Raw genomic sequence first — 23,090 nt, 5'->3', positions numbered from 1 at the left:
GCACTTTGTCGTGACTTTTGCTCAGAGCTTTTAGGCGGGTCACAGTTTTTCTGGACCAGTATAATCTTCACTTGAGAATTGTTACTTTATAACACATGAAAATTGCACTCATTCCTTTTACGCTGTTGTTCAGCGCTGCAGCCTGGTCTCATCCGCACAGCTTTATCAATATGAAAAACGAGTTTGTCAGCGAAAACGATCACCTGACAGGCATGAAAATGGTGTGGACCATGGATGAAATTACTTCAGCCGATCTGCTTTACGATGCCGGCAAAGCGAAACCCGGTGACGTGGTATGGAAAAAGCTGGCGGCGCAGGTGATGGCGAACGTGTTGGGGCAACATTACTTCTCAGAGGTATGGCAGGACAAAACGCGGGTGAAGTTCCTGAATTTGCCCAAAGAGTACAATTTGTCGCGCAACGGCAACAAAGCAGTGCTGGAGTTTATTGTGCCGTTTGGCGAACCCCAGTCGCTGAGTGCGAAACAGTATCGTATTCAGACCTTCGATCCGAGCTACTTTGTTGATATGTATTACGATAACCCACAGGCATTAACCATGGACGACGGCGTAAAAGCACACTGCCAGATAGACTTACACACCCCCAAACCGGATGACTCGCTCAAGCAATATGCGCTGTCGCTGGATAAAGCCGATGCGCCGCCGGAAGACATGGATCTTGGTCAGCAATTCGCGCAAACGGTAACCCTGACATGTCATTGATTTCTCTGCCTTCTCGTTCACGCAGACTGTGGCCGCTGTGGTTGCTGGCCATAGTGATGCTCGCTGCCGGATATACCCTGTGGCAGCACTGGTCGCAAATTTTGCTGCAAAGCGTGTTATGGCAGAAAGTCCTCAATCGCGAAATGACCCAACTCCTGCAACAAGTGGCTGACCAGCCTCAGCAGGCGGGCGTGACTTTAATGCTTTTTAGCCTGGCTTATGGTGTGCTGCACGCGCTGGGCCCAGGGCACGGTAAAGTGGTGATCAGCACCTTCCTGGCGACGCATCCCGCTAAGCTAAAAACCAGCATGAAACTGACGCTACTGGCCGCACTGTTACAAGGTGGCGTGGCGATTGGTTTGGTGACGGTGATGCTGGTGGTATTGCAAACCTCATCGCGGCAAATGCATCTCGGCAGTTACTGGCTGGAGAAGGGCAGTTATCTGCTGGTGATGGCGTTGGGCGTGTGGGTCGGCTGGCGTGCGCTGCGGTCATTACTTCCGCTATTACGTCCCGCGTCGGCGAAGATTCAGATTCACGCCATTCGCCCACATCACCAGCATGATGAACACTGCGGATGCGGTCATGCGCATCTGCCGAGTGCTGAACAGATGGATCGCGCGGTGAGCGGGAAAACCCAGGCGCTGGTAGTGTTCTCCATGGGCATGCGTCCCTGTTCTGGCGCCATCATGATGCTGCTGTTTTCTAAGGTGATTGGTGTTTATGCGTGGGGTGTGGCCTCGGCGGTGGCCATGGCCATCGGTACGGCGGTCACGGTCTCCGCAATGGGCTTATTAGTTCAACGATCGCGGCGATTAGCTGAAAAGCTAGGGGCAAACAGTGCAATGTCGCACGGGGCGAAAATCATTATGCCGGCATTAGGATTAGCAGGTGGGATTCTGCTGGTACTGGCAGGGTGGTTACTGTGGCAAAGCGCACAGCCGATGATGAGTAGCGGGTTACGACCGTTTTAACGGCGTAAAAAAAGGCGGATATGATATCCGCCTTTTTTGTGCTTAGCGCTTCAGCGCTTCGCTCAGTTCTTCACGCATGGTCGCCAGCATGGCTTTCACAACGCGTGGGTTACCTGCAACGATGTTACCTGACATCATGTAGCCATGGTTGCCGGTGAAGTCTGTCACCAGGCCGCCCGCTTCACGCACCAGCAGTTCTCCCGCAGCGAAATCCCATGGCTTCAGACCGATCTCGAAGAAACCGTCCACGCGGCCAGCGGCCACGTAAGCCAGATCCAGCGCAGCAGAACCGGTGCGACGGAAGTCAGCACATTGAGTGAACAGTTTGCCCACGATGTTGATGTAAGGGGTTGCGTGCTGTTTCAGCTTGAACGGGAAGCCGGTTGCCAGGATGGTGCCATCCAGGTCACGCGCGGTGCTGCCACGCAGACGGTAGCCATTCAGCTGTGCGCCCTGACCGCGAACAGCGGTGAACAGTTCGTTACGCATTGGATCGTAAACCACAGCCACTTCGGTGCGGCCTTTGATGCGCACTGCGATTGAAACTGAGAAGTGTGGTAAACGTTTAATGAAGTTGGTAGTGCCATCCAGCGGATCGATTACCCATTGAATGTCCTGATCGTCACCCGCCAGTTCACCGCTTTCTTCGGTGATGATGGAGTGCTGCGGGTAGGATTTGCGAATCACTTCGACAATCAGACGTTCTGCGTCGCGATCAACATTGGTAACGAAGTCGTTGCTGCCTTTCTGGCTGGCTTCGACAGCGTCCGGGGTTTCATAATTCTTGGCAATTAAATTACCGGCCTTGCGCGCTGCGCGCACGGCGATGTTGAGCATCGGATGCATCGGTATCTCTCGCTGGATGTTAAAGAACGGGTGAAAACGGCGCGGAGTATATCAGGGTGTTCAGCAAATGTCCTGCTTTTATGCTAGGCTACGCGCCATCATTTTCTCACCGCTCACTATTATGCTGCAAAATATCCGAATCGTACTGGTTGAAACCTCGCACACTGGCAACATGGGCTCTGTTGCTCGCGCCATGAAAACCATGGGCTTAACCAATCTTTATCTGGTCAACCCGCTGGTCAAACCTGACTCGCAGGCCATCTCTCTTGCCGCCGGCGCCAGCGATGTGATTGGCGATGCAAAAATCGTGGATACGCTGGACGAAGCGATTGCGGGCTGTAGCCTGGTTGTCGGCACCAGCGCGCGTTCCCGATCGCTGCCCTGGCCGATGCTGGATTCGCGTGAATGCGGTATCAAAAGCGTGGAAGAGGGCCAGCAGGCACCGGTTGCACTGGTGTTTGGTCGTGAACGTGTGGGCCTGACCAATGAAGAGTTGCAGAAGTGCCACTATCACGTCGCCATTCAGGCTAATCCGGAATACAGCTCGCTGAACCTGGCGATGGCAGTGCAGATCATTGCTTACGAAGTGCGTATGGCATGGCTGGACGCGCAGGAAAAAGCCAGCCCACAACCGCAAGAAGAAGAGTCACCGTATCCGCTGGTGGACGATCTGGAGCGCTTCTATCAACACATTGAGAAGATGATGCTGGAGAGCGGCTTTATCCGTGAAGGCACCCCAAGCCAGGTGATGAGCAAACTGCGTCGTCTCTATACCCGCGCGCGCCCGGAACGTGATGAACTCAATATCCTGCGGGGTATGCTGGCTTCGTTCCAAAAGCCTAAAGGTGATAAGGGTAATAGTTGAGTAAAACAGTTGGTTAAATAGTTGAGTAAATTACTTGGTTAAATAGTTGACCGTTTTACTCAGGAATGGCAGACTGGCGTCAATTCATCAGATAGCCCGCCGATACCCGGACGGACGCTTACGAGGTTGTATGCTATGAGACTGACATCCAAAGGACGTTATGCCGTAACCGCTATGCTGGACGTTGCACTGCACTCAAACGAGGGCCCGGTGCCGCTGGCTGACATTTCTGAGCGTCAGGGCATTTCGCTCTCCTATCTGGAGCAGTTATTCTCACGTCTGCGTAAGCACGGTTTAGTGGCCAGCGTTCGTGGTCCAGGTGGTGGATATCTGTTAGGTAAAGATGCTGGCGCGATTGCCGTTGGCGCGGTGATCACGGCGGTTGACGAATCTGTTGACGCCACCAAGTGCCAGGGTAAAGAAGGCTGCCAGGGCGGCGAGCGCTGCCTGACTCACGTCCTGTGGCGTGACCTGAGCGAACGCATCAGCGAATTCCTCAACAACATCACGCTGGCTGAACTGGTAAACAACCAGGAAATCCTTGATGTGGCAGATCGTCAGAACATGAACGACACTCGCCGCTTCCAGCAGCATCGTATGCAGGAAACCATCAACGTTAATCTGCGTGCTTAATCCGCTCCCCTTCAGCCCTTGCTGTTCACACAGCCGGGGCTGAATCGTGCTATAAAGACGTATGATTTTTTATACGGAGTTTTAGCGCAATGAAATTACCGATCTACCTGGATTACGCAGCGACAACGCCTGCCGATCCGCGTGTCGCCACCAAAATGATGCAGTTTCTGACTTTGGATGGCACCTTCGGTAACCCCGCTTCCCGTTCTCACCGTTTTGGCTGGCAGGCAGAAGAAGCCGTTGATGTGGCGCGCAATCAGATTGCAGAGCTGGTCAATGCCGATCCGCGTGAAATCGTTTTTACTTCCGGTGCCACCGAAGCTGATAACCTCGCCATTAAGGGCGCGGCTCAATTCCATCAGGCGCGCGGCAAACACATTATTACCAGTCAAACTGAGCACAAAGCAGTGCTGGATAGCTGCCAGCAACTGGAGCGTGAAGGCTTCGACGTCACCTATCTGCAACCCGGCATCGATGGCATTGTCACGCCTGCGATGCTGGAAGCCGCACTGCGCGATGACACGGTGCTGGTTTCCCTGATGCATGTGAACAACGAAACCGGCGTGATTCAGGATATCGCCGCGCTCGGAGCCTTGTGCCGCGCGCGTGACATCCTGTTTCATGTTGATGCCACCCAAAGCGTCGGCAAATTGCCGATTGATGTTGCGGCACTGCCGGTGGATCTGATGTCGTTTTCAGCGCATAAGATTTATGGTCCGAAAGGCATTGGTGCGCTGTGGGTGCGTCGTAAACCTAAATTACAGATCGACGCGCAGATGCACGGCGGCGGTCATGAACGCGGTATGCGATCCGGAACCTTGCCGGTGCATCAAATCGTGGGAATGGGCGAAGCGTATCGCGTTGCACGTGAAGAGATGAGCAGTGAAATGGCGCGTCTCGCAGCCATGCGCCAACGTCTGTGGCACGGCATCAGCCAGTTAGAGAATGTGAATATTAACGGTTCGCTTGAGCAGGGCGCACCGAATATCCTCAACCTCAGTTTTGCTCAGGTTGATGGCGAATCGCTGATTATGGCGCTGAAAGATCTGGCGCTGTCGTCCGGTTCTGCCTGTACCTCGGCCAGTCTCGAACCCTCTTATGTACTGCGCGCCATGGGCGTTGAGCAGGAGCTGGCACACAGCTCGCTGCGCTTCTCGCTGGGACGCTTCACTACCGAAGAGGAAATTGACTATGCCATTGAGCTGGTCAATAAAGCGGTAAGCCGTTTACGGGCATTAACGCCCGCCACGTCCCGCTAATTCATGCACCCCTTGCGCCGGTTCTGGCGTAAGGTGACACCTAACGCAAACGGAGCCACGCGATGACAACACAACCGATGACAATTACGCTCAGCTCCCAGGCCGCCGATGCGCGCTGGGGTGAAAAAGCACTGCTGAGCAGCACTGAAAGTGGCATGACCCTTCACCTGACTGGCGCCGATGCGCTGATGAGCATCCAGCGCGCGGGGCGTAAGCTGGACGGTCAGGGGATTCGCCACGTAGCTCTGAGCGGCGAAGAGTGGGATTTAGAGAAGTGCTGGGCATTCTGGCAAGGCTATCGCAGCCCGAAAGGCAAGCGCCAGGTAGAGTGGCCAGCATTAAGCGAAAACGATCAAACAGAATTTGATCGTCGTCTGAAGATCGTTGACTGGGTGCGCGACACCATCAACTTACCCGCGGAAGATCTGAGCCCGGAACAACTGGCGCACAGCGCGATCGATCTGATCAGCGAAGTGGGCGGTGACGCAGTGAGCTATCGCATCACCAAAGGAGAGGATCTGCGCGAGCAGGGTTATGCCGGTATTCACACCGTGGGCCGCGGTTCAACCCGCGCACCTGTGCTGCTGGCGCTCGACTTCAACCCAAGCGGCGATGAAAATGCACCGGTATACGCTTGTCTGGTCGGAAAAGGCATCACCTTTGATACCGGTGGTTACAGCCTGAAGCAGAGCGCGTTTATGGATTCGATGAAATCCGATATGGGCGGCGCAGCAACGGTGACTGGCGCGCTGGCGCTGGCGATTGCGCGTGGCCTGAAGAAACGTGTGAAGCTGTTCCTGTGCTGTGCTGACAACATGGTGAGCGGTAACGCGTTCCGTCTCGGCGACATCATTCGCTATCGTAACGGTAAAACCGTGGAAGTGATGAACACCGATGCGGAAGGGCGCCTGGTGCTGGCTGATGGTCTGATTGATGCCAGCGAGCAAAATCCTGAGTTACTGATTGATGCAGCAACTCTGACCGGTGCAGCGAAAACGGCGCTGGGCAACGATTATCACGCCCTGTTTACCTTTGACGATGTCCTGGCGGAATCTCTGCTGGGCAGTGCAACCGGTGAAAACGAAGCCTTCTGGCGTCTGCCGCTGGCGGAGTTCCATCGCAGCCATCTGCCGTCAAACTTTGCCGATCTGAACAACATCGCGAGTCCGGCACATGCAGCCGGCGCCAGCAGCGCGGCGGCGTTCCTCTCTTACTTCGTTAGCAAGTATCAGCAGGGTTGGCTGCACATTGACTGTTCTGCCACTTACCGTAAAAGCGCGGTGGATCAGTGGTCAGCGGGTGCCACCGGTCTGGGTGTGCGCACTATTGCCAATCTGTTACTGAAATAAAATCGGTGCGCATGAGTGCGCACCTTACGTTGGGTCGCAGAGAGATGTGTAACCTACGTCAGGCCGCCATTGATGTGCATGCACCTTTCGTCTGGTCGCCATTGATGTGCAACCTACGTCAGGTCGTCGTTGATGTGCATCCTTCATCAGTATTGTGTAGGGGCGCCATTGATGGCGACCGAACAGCGCTTAAGCGGCAAACCTCATGCATGAGCTTGCCGTTTTTTTGGAACTTGATAAATGAGCAATCGTCTTGAAGAGGTGCTAAAGCTGGCCGCCACTGAGCCTGCGCACCGTCCGGAATTCTTTCAACTACTGCTGGAATCTGATATTTGGGTGCCAGGTGAAAGCCCTGCAGAGCAGTTTGATGCCACCTCGCCTGTGGAGTTGCTGCATTGGGAAAAAGAGGGCGGAGGCAGCGTTATCCCGTTCTTCACCTCAGAAGAGGCGATGGAGGAAGCAATCAAAGAAGAGCAGCCTTATCTGCGCCTGCCCGCGCGCACGCTGTTCGAAATGACCCTGGGTGAGAGTTTATTCCTCAATCCTAAGCTGCCCGCCGGTAAAGAGTTTTCACCGGGTGAGATTGCCCATTTGATCGGTGAAGAGGGCAGTGCGCTGAGTCAGCAAACGGTGTTGGAAGGCGGCCATGCGCTGCTTCTGTCGGAAGTGGCTGAACCGCCCGCGCAGATGATTGATTCACTGACGCAACTGTTTGCCAAGTATAAGCAGGTGCGTCGTGCTTATATCGCCAGCATTCGTGAGAGCGCCACGGAAGAACCCAATTTGCTGATCGGTATCGAAGCGGATAGCAATATCGATGAGATTATTCAGGCGGCAGGCAGCGTGGCAACCGATACGCTGGCGGATGATGCACCGATTGATATCTGCGAAGTGGTGGTCGACGAGAAAGGCGTCAGCCACTTCTTCACCGCCCATATCACGCCTTTTTATGAGCGTCGCTGGGGGAGTTTCCTGCGCGACTTCAAAGGCAGTCAGCGGATTATCTAAACATCGCTAGCTGCGGTGCAATTTATTGCGCATCTGAAAGTCATCGTCCGGCTTAAGATACGCGCGATAAATCGCGCCGCTACGGATCGCACTTATCTGATCGCGCCGCTACAGATCGCACTGATCGGGTAGTGGCGCAATTTATTGCGCGGTAGTCAAATCATCATTGGCAGGCGCAGAATTTTGCTCTGCAAGCCCCCCTTCATCACCATGCTCAGCAGTTTAATCGGCTAGCAAAAACTTTATTTCTCAATCGGTAAATCGTCGCGGCTACCCCATTCGCCCCAGGATCCGTCATACAGGGTGACATCACGCACGCCCAGCGATGTCAACGCCAGAATCACCACCACCGCGGTTACCCCCGAACCACAGCTGGCGATAATGGGCTGATCCAGTTGAATACCTGCTTTTTCAAACAAATCGCGCAGTTCAGCCGCTGGTTTCAGCTCGCCGTTCACCACCAGATTGTTCCACGGCATATTCAGGCTATTCGGGATGTGTCCGCGCAGCAGCCCGGGACGAGGCTCATCGACTTCAGCATTGAAGCGGTTAGCCGCTCGGGCGTCAACGATCTGCGCACCGCCTTCATGGCTGATCAACAACACATCGGTCAGGCGTTTCACCAGACCCTGATCGTAATGGGCTTCGAACTCGCCTTCTGGCAGATTAACCGGGCCCGAAGCGACATCAAAGCCTGCCGCTTTCCAGCCCTGCAAACCGCCCGCCAGAATCGACACATTGACGCAGCCAAAGGCGCGCAACATCCACCATGCACGGGGTGCAGAGAACAGGTTACCTTCGTCGTAAACCACCAGATGTTTATCCTGATTAACACCCAGTTCGCGCATCGCCACGGCAAAAGCTTCCGGGCGCGGCATCATATGCGGGTAAGCGCTGGTGTGATCGGACAAAGCTTCGATATTGAAATAAGGCGCATCGGGCAAATGCCCTGCCAGATATTCCGCCTGGATATCACGCACCGCTTCCTGACCTGGCGGCAACATGCGCGCATCTAAAACCTGCAACGTTTCATCGGTGTAATGCTCTTTTAACCAATCGGCAGAGACAAACAGGGGAGCTGTCATCGCAACAACCTCTTCTCAATCATCGGAAAACGGAAAGGACCAGTGTCCGGTAATGTGAACGCTATCTCAAGGGTATCGTTGCTAAAGTGAGTAGGTTGATGTGAAATTGCGCAGCACACTACTTTAACCTTTGGGGCTGGTGAGGGACTTACCATGGCAAAACGCGTTAATCGACTGCTGCTCAGCATGCTGATCGGCGGAACACTATTGGGCGGCGCTTTGCTGTCTGCGCAGGCTGAGGATACGCCTGTGGTGCAAAATGCGGCGAAAACGATCTCGGTGATCGACCTTTCCGAGCTGCAACTGGATGGCGCATCAGCACTGGTGCTGAGCTTCAATACCGCCATCGATAGCAAACAGGACTTGAATGCGCGGGTCCATATCAGCGATGAGAAAAGCGGCAAGGTCGATGGCGGCTGGGAACTGGCGCAGAATGGCAAGGCGCTACGCTTCCGCCATCCTGAACCGTCGCGCAAATTAACGGTGACCGTCGATGCCGGCCTCAAGGCCGCCGATGGCAGTACCTTATCCAGCCCTTTCAGCCAGACACTGACCACCCGCGATATCCAGCCGATGGTGGGCTTCGCCAGCCGCGGATCGCTGCTACCGCTGCGCCTGACGCAGGGATTACCGGTGCTGGCACTCAATGTGAACAACATTGATGTCGATTTTTTCCGGGTAAAAAATGCCGCCCTGGCCGATTTTCTCGCTCAGTGGAATTACGGTAACAACCTGTCGTACTGGGAATCACGCGAACTGCTTAAAAATGCCGATCTGGTCTACAGCGGACGTTTTGATCTCAATCCGGCCCGCAACACGCGTGAGAAGATGCAGCTGCCGCTCAGCGATGTGGATGCGCTCAAGCAGCCCGGTGTTTATCTGGCGGTGATGAAACAGGCCGGAACCTACAATTATACACAGCCAGCAACCCTGTTTACGCTCAGTGACATTGGTTTATCGCTGCATAGCTTCCCGGATCAACTGGAACTCTTTACGCAAAGCCTCGGCAATGGCGCACCGCTGGATGATGTCAATGTGCAACTGCTGGACGAGAAAGGCCAACAGCTGGCGAGTGGCACCAGTGACAGCAATGGCCATCTGCGCCTGCCCGCCAACGCCAAAGGCAAGTTGCTGCTGGCAACGCAGAAAGGGCAAACCTCTCTGATCGATCTCAATCGTCCGGCGCTGGATCTCGCCGAATTCCCGATTGATGGCCCGCAGGGTTATGACAAGCAGTTCTTCTTGTTTGGCCCGCGCGATCTCTATCGCCCCGGTGAAACGGTGATCGTTAATGCGCTGCTGCGTGATGCCGATGGCAAGCCGTTGCCGCCACAACCGGTCAAAGCCGAAGTGGTGCAGCCTAATGGTGAAGTCACCCAGACCTTTGTCTGGCAGCCGGAGAACGGTGTGTACCAGCAGCGCTTTGCTCTTCCGGCTTCAGCCATGACCGGTGAATGGACGCTGCGCATCAACAGCGGTGATAACCAGCCGCGCAACTGGTCGTTCCATGTTGAGGATTTCCTGCCGGAACGTATGGCGCTGGCACTGAGCAACAGCGAACAGCCGCTGGCACCGGACGCCTCAGTGACCTTTGATGTCGAGGGCCGTTATCTGTATGGCGCACCAGCGGCGGGCAATGAGTTGCAGGGGCAGTTGTTCCTGCGCCCGGCGCGTGAAGCTGTGGCAGCGCTGCCTGGCTATCAATTTGGCGATATCACTGAGGAACTGAAACGCAGTCTCGATGACGTTGATGAAAAGCTGGATGAGAACGGCAAACTGCAGCTCAACGTGGAAAGCAGCTGGGCAGAAAGTCATTCACCACTCAATCTCATCCTGCAAGCCAGCCTGCTGGAAACCGGCGGTCGTCCGGTGACACGTCGTGCGACTCAATCGATCTGGCCCGCGCCTGCACTGCCAGGTATCCGTCCGCTGTTCAACAGTGAGTCGGTGTATGACTATCGTACCGATCGTTACCGCGATGAACCGACCGTGCCTGAAAACGGCCTGGCGGAATTTGATGTGGTGTATGCCAATCCGCAAGGCGAAAAACTGGCGGCGCAGGATCTGGATGTGCGCCTGATCCATGAACGCCGTGACTACTTCTGGAGCTTCTCAGACAGCGAAGGCTGGCAGTCGCGTTATGACCAGAAAGATCTGCAGGAAGACGAGCAGCGCATCACTATTGCCGCGGGCGGCAGCCAGAAAATCAGCTTCCCGGTGGAGTGGGGCACCTATCGTCTGGAGGTGCATGCGGGAGAGAACATTGTCAGCAGCGTGCGCTTTAATGCGGGCTACTGGTGGCAGGACAACACTGATGGCACCGGTGCGTTACGTCCCGATCAGGTCAAACTGAAAATTGACAAAAGCGCCTACCAACCGGGTGATACCGTTAAAGTACAGGTGGAATCACCGGCTGCCGGTAAAGGGTATCTGATGGTGGAATCCAGCAGCGGAACGCTGTGGTGGCAGCCGCTCGACGTTCCTGCCGGTGGCACGACCATTGATGTACCGATAAATGAGAGCTGGAAGCGTCACGATCTCTATCTCAGTGCCATCGTGGTGCGTGACGGCGATAAAGCCAACGGCACCACGCCGAAAAGGGCAGTGGGGCTGCTGCATTTGCCGATGGCGACCGAAGCGCGACGTCTCAATCTGGCGATCGATGCGCCTGAAAAAATCCGCCCTGAGCAGACGATAAAAGTGAAAGTGAAAGCCAGCCGTGAAGGCGGCGAGTTGCCTAAGCAGGTTCAGGTCTTGCTGTCAGCGGTGGACAGCGGCGTGTTGAGCATCACTGATTACAAAACGCCAAATCCGTGGGACGCGTTCTTTGGCCGCAAGCGTTACAACGCCGATCAATATGATGTCTACGGTCAGCTTATCGAAGGCGGTGGCAAGCTGGCGGCACTGCGCTTTGGTGGTGACGGCGATGATGCCGATGCGCTGTCGCGCGGCGGTAAGAAGCCGGTCACCGATGTTCAGATCGTCGCACAACAGCTGCAGCCGGTGACGCTGGATGCCAACGGCGAAGGCACCATCGATCTCCCGATTCCGGCCTTTAATGGCGAGTTACGCTTGATGGCGCAGGTATGGAGCGCAGACAGCTTCGGCTCAGCGGAGCGCAAAATGGTGGTGGCCGCGCCGCTCATCAGTGAACTGGCGACGCCGCGCTTTATGGCCAGCGGTGACCAGTCGACGCTGGCGCTGGATCTCACCAACCTGACCGATCAGCCGCAGACGTTAAAAGTCGACGTAACAACGCAGGGCCTGATCGCCCTGAACGGCACTGTCACTTCTAGCGTGCAACTGGCGAAAGGTGCGCGCACGACCTTGCAAATCCCGGTTAAAGCCCAGGGCGCCTTTGGTGAGGGGACGGTGCAGGTCAAGGTCTCTGGCATGACTCTGCCCGGTGAAAACCTGGCGCCCAGCGAGCGTAAATGGACCATCGGCGTACGCCCGGCTTATCCAGCCCAAACCCTGAGTTTCGACAATGTGATGCAAACTGGCCAAAGCTGGCAGGTGGTGGCGAGTGCCTTTAGCGGCCTGCAAAAGGATACGCTGACCGGGCAGCTGTCGCTCAGCAATCGACCGCCGCTGAATATTGCCAGCTTTATTAGCCAGCTGTATGCCTATCCTTACGGCTGCCTTGAGCAGACCGCCAGCGGCATCTGGCCATCGGTGTTCACCAACAAAGCACAACTGGATGCGCTGGGTATCAAAACCAGCACCGACGAGGCGCGCCGGGCGTCGATCGCAACCGGTATTGCGCGCCTGGCAGGTATGCAGCGTGGCAATGGCAGCTTTGGTTTGTGGAGCAAAGAGGGTCCAGAGGAATTCTGGTTGACGGCTTACGTCACCGATTTCCTGCTGCGTGCCAGTGAAGCGGGCTACAGCGTGCCGGAAGGGGTGATCAGCCGCGCCGATGAACGCTTGCTGCGCTATCTGCAGGACCCGGCACAGATAGAAACCAGCTGGAGCAGCGATGCCGATGGATTGCGTTTCAGTGTGCAAGCTTACGCCGGGCTGGTATTAGCAAGACAGCAACAGGCGCCGCTCGGTGCATTGCGTGCACTGTACGACAAGCGTGAGCAGGCAAAATCAGGTCTGGCGCTGGTGCAACTGGGTGTGGCGCTGAAACTGATGGGTGATCAACAGCGTGCGCAGTTGGCGCTGGCACAGGGCATAGGGCTGGAGCGCAAACCCAACAGCTGGTTGGGTGATTACGGCAGCCCGGTGCGTGACCGCGCGCTGATTCTTGCGCTCATCACTGAAAACCAACTGCTGCCCGATATGCAGGGGCCATTACTGATTGATCTGGCGAAAGCGGTACATGGTCAGCGCTGGTTCTCCACCCAGGAAAACAATGCGCTGTTCCTCGCCGCTCGCACCTTGCAGCAGCACAAAGGTGAACAGTGGCAAGCCACATTGCAGGGCAGAAGTGAGCCGCTGAGCAGCAATCAGACGCTCAATATGGGCATCAGCGAAGATCAGCTACGCCAGGGCTTGTCGGTGAAAAGCGACAATAATTCGCCGCTTTACGGCACGCTCAATGTGGTGGGTTATCCGCAAACAGCACCGTCGCCAATCAGCAACGTGCTGAAGATCACCCGCGAGTATTTCACCCTCGACGGTAAGCCAGCTGACCTCACCAACCTGAAAAGTGGTGAATTGCTGGTGGTGCGGTTGAAAGTGACGGCCAGCGAGCGGGTGAGCGATGCGCTGGTGGTGGATTTACTGCCTGCAGGACTGGAACTGGAAAACCAGAACCTGAGCGACAGCAGCGCCAGTCTGGGCGACAGTGCTGATGCGCTGAAGGAGAGCATGATGGATATGCAGCAGGCTAACATCAAACACATTGAGTTCCGCGATGACCGCTTTGTTGCGGCACTGGCGCTGGATGGCTACACACCGGCCACGCTGCTGTATCTGGCACGCGCGGTGACGCCGGGTAGCTATCGTCTGCCGCCACCGCAGGTTGAGTCGATGTATGTGCCAGAGTGGCGCGCGATTGGCACCACGCCGGAAAAACTGAATGTGCGCTAAGCGGTAATGAAAAAAGGTCATGCACTGAAGCGGTGGCGCTGGCTGCCGCTTTTTTTACTGCTGCTGTTAGCGAGCCTGTGGCTGCTGGATCGACTGGATCCTTTGCCGCTGCAGGAAGTGCAACCTGCACGTGTGGTGGTCGCGGAGGATGGCACGCCGCTGTGGCGCTTTGCCGACAAGCAAGGCGTCTGGCGCTATCCGGTGACGCTGGAGGAGGTCTCGCCCGACTATATTCAGGCGCTGCTCACTTACGAAGATCGCTGGTTCTGGCATCATCCCGGCATCAATCCGATGGCGATCGTGCGTGCCATCGGTCAAAACCTGCTGCATCACGGCATTGTGTCAGGTGGCAGCACGCTAACCATGCAGGTAGCGCGACTGATCGACCCACAACCGCGTACCTTAACCGGTAAAATGATTCAAGCCTGGCGCGCGCTACAGCTGGAGTGGCACTTATCCAAGCGCGACATCCTTACGCTCTATCTCAATCGCGCACCTTTTGGTGGCACCGTGGAAGGAATCGGCGCAGCAAGCTGGATGTGGCTGGGTAAACCGCCGTCGCAACTGACCAAAGGCGAAGCCGCACTGCTCGCCGTGCTGCCTCAAGCACCTAGCCGACTGCGTCCGGATCGCTGGCCAAAGCGTGCGGAAGCCGCGCGCAACAAAGTGTTGGATCGACTGGCAGAATATCAGGTGTGGTCGGCGCAGGATGTGGAGGATATTAAACAGGAAGCGGTGTGGTTGCCGCCGAGACAAACGCCGCAAATGGCACCGTTGCTGGCACGCCGCCTGCTGTCGCTCTCTCCCGACAACAAAATTACCTCGACCATTGATGTGTCGCTGCAGCGCGAGCTGGAGAGTCTGGCGTCAGCGATGAAAACCCAGTTGCCGCCACGCACCTCGCTGGCGCTGCTGGTAGTGGATCATCAGGATATGAAAGTGCGTGGCTATGTTGGCTCGGTGTCATTCACAGACGACAGTCGCTTTGGTCATGTCGATATGATCTCCAGCGTGCGATCGCCGGGATCGGTGTTAAAACCTTTTGTTTATGGCATGGCGTTGGATGATGGACTGATCCACGGTGAATCACTGCTGCAGGATGTGCCGCGCCGTTTCGGTGATTATCGCCCCGGAAACTTTGACTCCGGTTTTCACGGTCCGGTAAGTGCCAGCGAGGCGCTGGAGCGGTCGCTGAACCTGCCGGCCGTGCAGTTGCTGGACGCTCTTGGCCCGAAAACGGTGGCGGCGCGCCTGCGTAACGTTGGATTGAATCTGCGCTTTCCGGCAGGGGCCGAACCCAATCTTTCACTGGTGCTCGGCGGCACGGGTGCGCGGCTGGATGAGATTGTCGCGGCTTATAGCGCTTTTGCCCGTCAGGGGAATGCCGCTCAGCTGCGCTGGCTGCCCAATCAGCCATTGCTAGAGCGACCACTGCTTTCGCCGGGCGCAGCCTGGATTGTGCGGCGTATTCTGGCCGGAGAAGCTCAGCCATCAGGCGCCGTTCCGGATATTGCTCCGCTGGCCTGGAAAACTGGCACCAGCTACGGCTATCGCGATGCGTGGACGATTGGCATCACACCGCGCTATCTAATTGGCGTATGGGTCGGCAGGCCTGATGCCACAACGGTTGCCGGTCAGTTTGGGTTCGCTTCAGCGGTGCCTGTCATGAATCAGGTCAACAACCTGCTGGCGGGGCATATGCCGCTGCACGGCGTACCGCGCGATCCGCGGCCGAAGAGCGTCAGCGCCATGAGCATTTGCTGGCCCGGAGGACAACCTTTGCCGCAGGGCGACGAAAATTGCCGCCAGCGCCGCCAAAGCTGGATACTGAATCAAACCGTGCCGCCGACACTGCTGGCACCCGGTCAGGAAGGGGTGAATGGTTTACGTCAGCGTTATTGGATAAATCCGCAGGGCTTACGCGTGGCTGCCGATTGCCCTGAGTCGCAGAGTCACGAACGTTTGATGTGGCCTCTGCCGCTGGAACCCTGGTTGCCAGTGGCGGAACGCCGCCAGCAGCGCCTGCCGCCCGTTGATCCTCGCTGCCCACCCTTAAATCAGGGCAGTGCGCCACCGCTCTTGATCACCGGCGTGATTGAGGGGCAGCGTGTGCAGCCGCTGCCAGGCAAAGTGGTATTGGTGCTGCCGGTTGCCGTACAAGGCGGAAGGGGATCGCAGCGCTGGTGGTTTTTGAACGGGCAGCCGGTCGAACAGCAAGCGGGGCAAAACAGTGCGGCGCTGGTGCTCAGTGAACCGGGCCAGTATCAACTGGTGGTAATGGATGAATCGGGCCAACTGGCATCCGTCTCATTTATTCGGGGTTAAATAGCCGCGTATGCCAGATTCTGCGCGTGTTCGCCCCGACAAAAATCAATTATTTTCGATAATTCCACCAATCGGCAATAGGCAACGCCCGATGATGTCCCTATAATCGGCGCGTTTTCTTACCGGGAGCGAATTCCCGGTTTCTTCAGGATGCTAACTAGAGGTCATCATGGCAATCGAACGTACTTTCTCTATCGTTAAACCAAACGCCGTCGCTAAGAACGTGATTGGTGCTATCTACAACCGTTTCGAAAGCGCAGGCTTCAAAATCGTTGGCGCAAAAATGCTGCACCTGACCAAAGAGCAGGCTGAAGGCTTCTACGCTGAGCACAAAGGCCGTCCATTCTTCGATGGTCTGGTTGAGTTCATGACTTCTGGTCCAGTAGTTGTTTCTGTTCTGGAAGGCGAAAACGCCGTTCAGCGTCACCGTGATCTGATGGGTGCAACCAACCCAGACAACGCACTGGCCGGTACTCTGCGTGCTGACTACGCTGACAGCTTCACTGAGAACGCAACCCACGGTTCTGACTCAGCTGAATCTGCTGCACGCGAAATCGCATACTTCTTCGCAGAGAACGAAGTCTGCCCACGCACTCGCTAAGTGCGTTGCTGCCAATGCGGATAAACGACTTTACACCTTTTCATCATCGGTAAAGTCGTTCCCCTGGCATCATGCAGCAGATGTAGTACAATAATGCGCCCTTGTTGAGCCTGGCTCAGCGAGGGCGTTATTTTTTTCCTATTCTTAACCAGAGCCGTAACGTGTAACAACGAGGCCAGAGAACATTATGTCCGAACAGATTGTGACGCCGTCGTCCGCTTCCCCCGTGGTTGTTTCCCCAAAAAACGAAAAAATTAACCTGCTGGATCTTAACCGTCAGCAGATGCGCGAATTCTTTTTAGAGATGGGTGAAAAGCCGTTCCGCGCCGATCAGGTCATGAAGTGGATGTACCACTACTGCTGCGATGATTTCGAGCAGATGACTGACATCAACAAAGTGCTGCGTGGCAAATTGATGCAGCGCGCTGAAATCCGTGCGCCGGAAGTAGCGGAAGAGATGCGTTCCAGCGATGGCACTATCAAGTGGGCGATTCGCGTGGGCGATCAGCTGGTCGAAACCGTGTATATCCCGGAAGCTGACCGTGCAACGCTGTGTGTCTCTTCACAGGTAGGCTGTGCGCTGGAGTGCAAATTCTGTTCGACTGCGCAGCAGGGCTTCAACCGTAACCTGCGTGTTTCCGAAATCATTGGTCAGGTATGGCGCGCGGCGAAAATTATCGGCGCGGCGAAAATTACCGGCCAGCGTCCGATCACCAACGTGGTGATGATGGGCATGGGCGAGCCGTTGCTCAACCTGAACAACGTGGTGCCAGCAATGGACATCATGCTGGATGATTTCGGTTTTGGTCTGTCAAAACGTCGCGTGACGCTGTCAACTTCGGGCGTAGTGCCGGCACTGGATAAGCTGGGCGATATGATCGACGTGGCACTGGCGATTTCGCTGCACGCACCGAACGATGCGATTCGTGACGAAATTGTGCCGATCAACAAAAAGTACAACATCGAAACCTTCCTCGCGGCGGTTAAACGCTACATTGGGAAATCGAACGCCAATCAGGGCCGCGTGACCATCGAGTACGTGATGCTGGATCACATCAATGACAGCACCGACAACGCGCATGAGCTGGCTGCACTGCTGAAAGAGACGCCGTGCAAGATTAACCTGATCCCATGGAACCCGTTCCCGGGCGCGCCATATGGCCGTAGCTCCAACAGCCGTATCGATCGTTTCTCCAAAGTGCTGATGGATTATGGGTTTACCACTATCGTGCGTAAAACGCGTGGCGACGATATTGATGCGGCTTGTGGTCAGTTAGCGGGTGACGTTATCGACCGTACCAAGCGCACCTTGCGTAAGAAAATGGCCGGAGAAACCATCTCTGTGAAGGCGCTCTGAAACACGGCGCCTGGTGATACCCACCGGGCGTAAGCCGTGCCAGTCTCTCCTCTCAATGTCAGAGGGAGAGACTGAAATGCACAAAGGATTATCGGCAGTGTTGTTGGCGGGCTTTGTTGTAACCGGTTGTGTCAATCCACCGGTCCAGCAAGGCGCTGCGGATATCAGGCTACAGCTAGGGTTGCACTACCTGGCGGTGAAAGATTTTGCTGCAGCACAGCGTAATTTATTACGCGCTGAGCGGGCCGCACCGCAAGATTATCGTGTGCCGTTGGCGCTTGCGCGGCTGGCACAGGCGCAGCAGAATAGCGCGCAGACCCATTGGCACTACCAACGCGCCCAGCAGTTAGCGCCAGCGAATGGCTACATCGCTAACAATTACGGTGCGTTTCTTTGCGGTTTAAGGCAGTATGGCGAAGCGCATCAACAGTTTAAGCTGGCGATGGCTGCACAGGAAATCGAAGCTCGTCAGGATGCATTTCTGTTTTCGGGCTATTGTTACCTGCAGGCTGGAGAGAGTGCCTCAGCGCGCGAGTCTTTGAGCAACGCGCTGATTGCCGCACCGGAGCAGGGCAGTCAACTGCTTTTGGAAGTGGAAAGGCGGCTTGAACAGCAGGATCGCATGGCGGTTCCGCTGCTATTAGAAGTGTACCACCAGCGTTTGCCCGCAACGGCAGAGAGCCAGTGGTTACAAATACGTTTCGCCGCGCAACAGGGAAACGCTGCTGACGTTACACGTTATGGCGACCGGTTGGCGCGAAGTTTTCCACAATCGATACAGTACCAGCGTTATTTAGCTAATGAATACTGAAGCCACTCAAGAGAATTCTGCAGTACATTCCACAGGTGAACGCCTGCGTCTGGCCCGTGAGCAGATGGGGCTGACTCAGCAAAATGTCGCTGAACGCCTGTGCCTGAAACTTTCTACCGTACGAGACATTGAAGAGGATAAGTCGCCAGCTGATTTAGCTTCGACGTTCTTGCGCGGTTACATTCGTTCTTATGCTCGTCTGGTGCATGTGCCGGAAGATGACCTGTTGCCGATGATGGCGAAGCAGGCTCCCGTGCGCGCGGCCAAAATTGAGCCAATGCAGAGCTTCTCGTTAGGTAAGCGCCGTAAAAAGCGTGATGGCTGGCTGATGATTTTCACCTGGTTGGTGATTTTTGTCGTCATCGGTCTGACCGGCGCGTGGTGGTGGCAAAACCATAAAGCCTCGCAGGCCGATCTGGTCTCAATGGCTGACCAGAATGGCAGCAGCAGCGATAACAGTCAGTCTATTCCGCTGGGTGAAAACAGCACTGACAGCGCGACTGACAGTGATACCAATGCCGCCGGTACGCCGGTGGATAACGGTGCAGGTGCGGTTGCGACACCGAGTACCAGCAACAACGCGGCTTCGGCTGCCAACACCACTGCGCCTGCGACCAGCAGCGATAACGCCGTGGTTTCACCGAGCCAGGCACCGATCGATAACGCACCGCCAGCAGCCACCTCTCCGGCACCTGCCAACAGTGTACCAGCAGGTCAAATGCCGACCAGCAACGCGGCGGTAAGCCAGCCAGCGGGTGACCCAAATGCGGTGGTGATGAATTTCAAAGCCGACTGCTGGCTGGAAGTCACCGACGCTACTGGCAAGAAGCTGTTCAGCGGATTGCAACGTAGCGGCGGTAAGCTCAGCTTGTCCGGAACGGCTCCGTATCGTCTGAAAATTGGCGCTCCGAGTGCGGTTGATGTGCAATATCAGAATCAGCCCGTTGATTTAAGTCGTTTTATCCGTAATAACCAGGTTGCCCGTCTGACGCTGGGTGCGCAATAACGCGCAGCGCGCTTTCCGGGTAATTGTGGAGAGAGAATATGCATAACGAAGCACCCATTATCCGTCGCAAATCAACACGGATTTACGTCGGCAAGGTGCCGGTTGGTGATGGTGCGCCCATTGCCGTTCAGTCAATGACCAACACCCGCACCACGGATGTGGACGCCACGGTTAACCAGATTCGCCAGCTTGAGCGTGTCGGTGTCGATATCGTGCGCGTCTCTGTTCCGACCATGGATGCGGCGGAAGCGTTCAAACTGATTAAGCAACAGGTCAATGTGCCGCTGGTGGCGGACATTCATTTTGACTATCGTATCGCACTGAAAGTCGCCGAATATGGCGTCGACTGCCTGCGCATCAACCCCGGCAATATCGGCAACAATGAGCGTATCCGCCAGGTCGTGGATTGTGCCCGCCATTACAACATTCCTATCCGTATCGGCGTGAATGCCGGTTCACTGGAAAAAGATCTGCAGGAAAAATACGGTGAGCCAACGCCACAGGCGCTGCTCGAATCCGCGATGCGCCATGTTGATCACCTCGATCGCCTCAACTTTGATCAGTTCAAAGTGAGCGTAAAAGCTTCTGACGTGTTCCTGGCCGTTGAATCTTATCGCCTGCTGGCAAAAGCCATCGATCAGCCACTGCATCTCGGTATTACCGAAGCGGGTGGCGCGCGCGCCGGTTCAGTAAAATCAGCGATCGGCCTGGGCTTGCTGCTGGCGGAAGGGATCGGCGATACGCTGCGCATCTCTCTGGCGGCAGACCCGGTGGAAGAAGTCAAGGTCGGTTACGACATTCTAAAATCGCTGCGCATTCGATCACGCGGTATCAACTTTATTGCCTGCCCAACCTGTTCACGTCAGGAATTTGATGTGATTGGGACGGTGAATGCGTTGGAAGAACGTCTCGAAGACATCATCACGCCAATGGATATCTCGATTATCGGTTGTGTGGTGAACGGTCCTGGCGAAGCCACTGTTTCGACCATGGGCGTGACGGGCGGTAGCCGTAAAAGTGGTTTCTACGAGGACGGTGTGCGTCAGCGCGATCGCCTCGATAACGACAATATGATCGACCAGCTGGAAGCACGTATTCGTGCCAAGGCCAGCATGCTGGATGAAAGCCGCCGCATTAACGTGCAGCAGCTGGAAAAATAAGGGACGGTGCGCGCCCGCCGCGCGCCAGTTTGTGATTGAACCTGTGCGGTTTCATCCTCATAAGGTATGATGCCGGACAGGTTTTTTTGTATTAAGAGATTCTAACGTGGCGAAGAATATTCAAGCGATCCGTGGGATGAACGACTACCTGCCGGCGGATACCGCGATTTGGCAGCGTATTGAGGGCACCCTGAAGCAGGTGCTGGCCAGTTATGGCTTTAGCGAAATCCGTTTGCCGATTGTAGAGCAGACCCCGCTGTTTAAACGCGCTATCGGCGAAGTCACCGATGTGGTTGAAAAGGAGATGTATACCTTTGACGACCGCAACGGTGAAAGCCTGACCCTGCGTCCGGAAGGCACCGCGGGCTGCGTGCGCGCCGGTATTGAGCATGGTCTGCTGTACAATCAGGAACAGCGTCTGTGGTACATCGGTCCGATGTTCCGCTACGAACGTCCGCAGAAAGGTCGTTACCGCCAGTTCCATCAGATTGGTGCGGAAGTGTTTGGTCTACAAGGCCCGGACATTGACGCCGAACTGATTATGATGACCGCACGCTGGTGGAAAGCGTTAGGTATCGCTGAACACGTGAGTCTCGAACTCAACTCTATCGGCTCACTGGAAGCGCGCGCGAACTACCGCGACGCACTGGTGGCCTTCCTTGAGCAGCACAAAGACAAACTGGATGAAGATTGCAAACGTCGTATGTACAGCAATCCGCTGCGCGTACTCGACAGCAAAAACGCGGACATCCAGTTGTTGCTGAACGATGCGCCGACGCTGAATGAATATCTTGATGAAGACTCACGCGCGCACTTCGACGGGCTGTGCAGCCTGCTGGATGACGCGGGTATCGCTTACACCGTGAACCAGCGTCTGGTGCGTGGCCTCGATTACTACAACCGCACCGTGTTTGAGTGGGTGACCAACAGCTTAGGTTCACAGGGCACCGTGTGTGCCGGTGGGCGCTACGATGGTCTGGTTGAACAGCTGGGTGGTCGCGCGACGCCAGCGGTCGGTTTTGCCATGGGTCTTGAGCGTTTGGTATTGCTGGTCCAGGCGGTTAATCCAGAATTTGAACCGACGCGCATTGTTGATGTCTATGTTATCGCTTCGGGGCAGGGCGTTCAGTCCGCCGCGATGCAACTGGCGGAAAAACTGCGTGATGCAGATCCGGCGCTGAAGCTGATGACCAACTTCGGTGGTGGTAACTTCAAGAAGCAGTTTGGCCGTGCAGACAAGTGGGGCGCACGCATTGCGCTGGTGCTGGGCGAAGACGAAGTGAAAGCGGGCCAGGTCGTGATTAAAAACCTGAGCACAGGCGATCAACAAACCGTTGCCCAAAGCGAAGCCGCTGCGACATTGCGCACGCTGCTGCAGTAAACGCAGCACTGCAACAGCCATTTAAAGGAGAGGGATTGCGTGGAAGTTTACAGCAACGAAAACGAACAGGTTGACGCACTGCGTCAGTTCTTTGCGAACAACGGCAAAGCGCTGGCTGTAGGTGTGATCATCGGCATTGCTGCACTGGGTGGCTGGCGTTTCTGGACCAGTCATCAGGATGGTGCGGATAAAGCTGCGTCGGCACAGTATCAACAACTGACCACTGCGATGCAGGCGGATAAGCCGCAAACGCTGGAAGCGGTTGCCGCCTTTGCCAATGAAAATAACAACACTTATGGCGCACTGGCTTCGCTCGATTTAGCGAAACAGTACGTTGAAGCAAATCAGTTAGATAAAGCCATTACGCTGCTTCAGAGCGGGCTGAAAGATACCAAAGATGCCAACCTGCAGGCGGTGATTAACCTGCGTCTGGCGCGCATTCAACTGCAGCAAAATCAGGCCGATGCCGCACTTTCAACTCTTAACAATGTTAAGGGTGATGGCTGGACAGCCATTATTGCGGACATTCGTGGCGAAGCACTGCTGAGCAAAGGCGACAAGCAGGGCGCACGTGATGCCTGGAGCAAAGGTGCTGAATCGCAGGCCTCTCCTGCGTTGAAGCAAATGCTGCAGATGAAGATGAATAACTTAAGTTAAGCCAGTCAAGA

18 protein-coding genes are annotated in these 23,090 nt (G+C 55.7%); 16 read left to right on the top strand and 2 right to left on the bottom strand.

Translation table 11 applies throughout. The features are described from left to right. Positions 1 to 95: 95 nt before the first annotated feature. Together WFP70_RS18405 and WFP70_RS18400 are read left to right on the top strand one after the other, a co-directional pair. Positions 96 to 722: a DUF1007 family protein gene (locus WFP70_RS18405; protein WP_337024025.1), complete on the top strand. Its 627-nt coding sequence runs from the start codon at positions 96 to 98 to the stop codon at positions 720 to 722. After that, positions 713 to 1,696 carry a nickel/cobalt transporter gene (locus WFP70_RS18400; protein WP_337024026.1) on the top strand — a complete coding sequence of 328 codons (984 nt, stop codon included), beginning with the start codon at positions 713 to 715 and terminating at the stop codon, positions 1,694 to 1,696. The genes WFP70_RS18405 and WFP70_RS18400 overlap by 10 nt, the downstream gene beginning before the upstream one ends. 42 nt (positions 1,697 to 1,738) lie before the next feature. Here the strand turns inward: WFP70_RS18400 and suhB are convergent, their stop codons facing one another. Continuing rightward, the gene (gene suhB / locus WFP70_RS18395) at positions 1,739 to 2,542 is read right to left on the bottom strand and encodes an inositol-1-monophosphatase (protein WP_034825653.1); all 804 of its coding nucleotides are present in this window, start codon (positions 2,540 to 2,542) and stop codon (positions 1,739 to 1,741) included. A 121-nt stretch (positions 2,543 to 2,663) separates the two neighbouring features. Between suhB and trmJ the strand changes: the two genes are divergently transcribed. From trmJ to sseB, 5 genes are all read left to right on the top strand, one after another. After that, the gene (gene trmJ / locus WFP70_RS18390; protein ID WP_034825966.1) at positions 2,664 to 3,407 is read left to right on the top strand and encodes a tRNA (cytosine(32)/uridine(32)-2'-O)-methyltransferase TrmJ; all 744 of its coding nucleotides are present in this window, start codon (positions 2,664 to 2,666) and stop codon (positions 3,405 to 3,407) included. A 135-nt stretch (positions 3,408 to 3,542) separates the two neighbouring features. Then, a complete protein-coding gene (iscR, locus tag WFP70_RS18385) occupies positions 3,543 to 4,040 on the top strand; it encodes a Fe-S cluster assembly transcriptional regulator IscR (RefSeq protein WP_034825654.1) in 498 nt (165 codons plus the stop codon). Between the two features lie 89 nt (positions 4,041 to 4,129). After that, positions 4,130 to 5,299 (top strand): IscS subfamily cysteine desulfurase, encoded by a 1,170-nt coding sequence (locus tag WFP70_RS18380; RefSeq protein WP_337024027.1) that lies wholly within the window; start codon positions 4,130 to 4,132, stop codon positions 5,297 to 5,299. Positions 5,300 to 5,361: 62 nt separating this feature from the next. Beyond that, the gene (gene pepB, locus WFP70_RS18375; protein WP_160869802.1) at positions 5,362 to 6,648 is read left to right on the top strand and encodes an aminopeptidase PepB; all 1,287 of its coding nucleotides are present in this window, start codon (positions 5,362 to 5,364) and stop codon (positions 6,646 to 6,648) included. A gap of 240 nt (positions 6,649 to 6,888) precedes the next feature. After that, on the top strand, positions 6,889 to 7,656 hold the full coding sequence (gene sseB, locus WFP70_RS18370) for an enhanced serine sensitivity protein SseB (RefSeq protein WP_166936315.1): 768 nt from the start codon (positions 6,889 to 6,891) through the stop codon (positions 7,654 to 7,656). Positions 7,657 to 7,898: 242 nt separating this feature from the next. On the opposite strand, the gene sseA is transcribed toward sseB, so the two are convergent. Further along, a complete protein-coding gene (sseA, locus tag WFP70_RS18365) occupies positions 7,899 to 8,741 on the bottom strand; it encodes a 3-mercaptopyruvate sulfurtransferase (RefSeq protein WP_337024028.1) in 843 nt (280 codons plus the stop codon). A gap of 153 nt (positions 8,742 to 8,894) precedes the next feature. On the opposite strand from sseA, the gene WFP70_RS18360 reads away from it, so the two are divergent. The 9 genes from WFP70_RS18360 to WFP70_RS18320 all read left to right on the top strand — a co-directional run bounded on the left by WFP70_RS18360 (position 8,895) and on the right by WFP70_RS18320 (position 23,079). Beyond that, the gene (locus WFP70_RS18360) at positions 8,895 to 13,781 is read left to right on the top strand and encodes an alpha-2-macroglobulin family protein (protein WP_337024029.1); all 4,887 of its coding nucleotides are present in this window, start codon (positions 8,895 to 8,897) and stop codon (positions 13,779 to 13,781) included. A gap of 6 nt (positions 13,782 to 13,787) precedes the next feature. Beyond that, positions 13,788 to 16,106, top strand: coding sequence for a peptidoglycan glycosyltransferase PbpC (gene pbpC, locus WFP70_RS18355; protein ID WP_337024030.1), 2,319 nt, complete (start codon positions 13,788 to 13,790; stop codon positions 16,104 to 16,106). Between the two features lie 169 nt (positions 16,107 to 16,275). Continuing rightward, on the top strand, positions 16,276 to 16,707 hold the full coding sequence (gene ndk / locus WFP70_RS18350) for a nucleoside-diphosphate kinase (RefSeq protein ID WP_007884899.1): 432 nt from the start codon (positions 16,276 to 16,278) through the stop codon (positions 16,705 to 16,707). A 187-nt stretch (positions 16,708 to 16,894) separates the two neighbouring features. Further along, positions 16,895 to 18,064: a bifunctional tRNA (adenosine(37)-C2)-methyltransferase TrmG/ribosomal RNA large subunit methyltransferase RlmN gene (locus WFP70_RS18345; protein ID WP_034825665.1), complete on the top strand. Its 1,170-nt coding sequence runs from the start codon at positions 16,895 to 16,897 to the stop codon at positions 18,062 to 18,064. Positions 18,065 to 18,140: 76 nt separating this feature from the next. Continuing rightward, positions 18,141 to 18,875 (top strand): type IV pilus biogenesis/stability protein PilW, encoded by a 735-nt coding sequence (pilW, locus tag WFP70_RS18340; protein WP_097118608.1) that lies wholly within the window; start codon positions 18,141 to 18,143, stop codon positions 18,873 to 18,875. Next, complete coding sequence (gene rodZ, locus WFP70_RS18335) at positions 18,865 to 19,881, top strand: cytoskeleton protein RodZ (protein ID WP_038645413.1); 1,017 nt, start codon at positions 18,865 to 18,867, stop codon at positions 19,879 to 19,881. Before pilW ends, rodZ begins: the two co-directional genes overlap by 11 nt. A gap of 38 nt (positions 19,882 to 19,919) precedes the next feature. Further along, on the top strand, positions 19,920 to 21,041 hold the full coding sequence (ispG, locus tag WFP70_RS18330; protein WP_034825671.1) for a flavodoxin-dependent (E)-4-hydroxy-3-methylbut-2-enyl-diphosphate synthase: 1,122 nt from the start codon (positions 19,920 to 19,922) through the stop codon (positions 21,039 to 21,041). A gap of 106 nt (positions 21,042 to 21,147) precedes the next feature. Then, a complete protein-coding gene (hisS, locus tag WFP70_RS18325) occupies positions 21,148 to 22,422 on the top strand; it encodes a histidine--tRNA ligase (protein WP_058959137.1) in 1,275 nt (424 codons plus the stop codon). A gap of 39 nt (positions 22,423 to 22,461) precedes the next feature. Further along, complete coding sequence (locus WFP70_RS18320) at positions 22,462 to 23,079, top strand: YfgM family protein (protein ID WP_045814917.1); 618 nt, start codon at positions 22,462 to 22,464, stop codon at positions 23,077 to 23,079. Positions 23,080 to 23,090 lie beyond the last annotated feature (11 nt).

Source organism: Pantoea sp. USMM079 (genome assembly GCF_037153115.1).
GTDB lineage: Bacteria > Pseudomonadota > Gammaproteobacteria > Enterobacterales > Enterobacteriaceae > Pantoea > Pantoea communis.
This window is presented reverse-complemented; position numbering and strand designations above follow the sequence as displayed.

Coding starts and splice junctions, on each gene's coding strand:
- ndk (WP_007884899.1), top strand. CDS start 16,276: ATGGCAATCGAACGTACTTTCTCTATCGTTAAACCAAACGCCGTCGCT.
- WFP70_RS18400 (WP_337024026.1), top strand. CDS start 713: ATGTCATTGATTTCTCTGCCTTCTCGTTCACGCAGACTGTGGCCGCTG.
- WFP70_RS18345 (WP_034825665.1), top strand. CDS start 16,895: ATGTCCGAACAGATTGTGACGCCGTCGTCCGCTTCCCCCGTGGTTGTT.
- suhB (WP_034825653.1), bottom strand. CDS start 2,542: ATGCATCCGATGCTCAACATCGCCGTGCGCGCAGCGCGCAAGGCCGGT.
- rodZ (WP_038645413.1), top strand. CDS start 18,865: ATGAATACTGAAGCCACTCAAGAGAATTCTGCAGTACATTCCACAGGT.
- WFP70_RS18405 (WP_337024025.1), top strand. CDS start 96: ATGAAAATTGCACTCATTCCTTTTACGCTGTTGTTCAGCGCTGCAGCC.
- sseA (WP_337024028.1), bottom strand. CDS start 8,741: ATGACAGCTCCCCTGTTTGTCTCTGCCGATTGGTTAAAAGAGCATTAC.
- sseB (WP_166936315.1), top strand. CDS start 6,889: ATGAGCAATCGTCTTGAAGAGGTGCTAAAGCTGGCCGCCACTGAGCCT.
- trmJ (WP_034825966.1), top strand. CDS start 2,664: ATGCTGCAAAATATCCGAATCGTACTGGTTGAAACCTCGCACACTGGC.
- pepB (WP_160869802.1), top strand. CDS start 5,362: ATGACAACACAACCGATGACAATTACGCTCAGCTCCCAGGCCGCCGAT.
- pilW (WP_097118608.1), top strand. CDS start 18,141: ATGCACAAAGGATTATCGGCAGTGTTGTTGGCGGGCTTTGTTGTAACC.
- WFP70_RS18360 (WP_337024029.1), top strand. CDS start 8,895: ATGGCAAAACGCGTTAATCGACTGCTGCTCAGCATGCTGATCGGCGGA.
- iscR (WP_034825654.1), top strand. CDS start 3,543: ATGAGACTGACATCCAAAGGACGTTATGCCGTAACCGCTATGCTGGAC.
- WFP70_RS18380 (WP_337024027.1), top strand. CDS start 4,130: ATGAAATTACCGATCTACCTGGATTACGCAGCGACAACGCCTGCCGAT.
- ispG (WP_034825671.1), top strand. CDS start 19,920: ATGCATAACGAAGCACCCATTATCCGTCGCAAATCAACACGGATTTAC.
- pbpC (WP_337024030.1), top strand. CDS start 13,788: ATGAAAAAAGGTCATGCACTGAAGCGGTGGCGCTGGCTGCCGCTTTTT.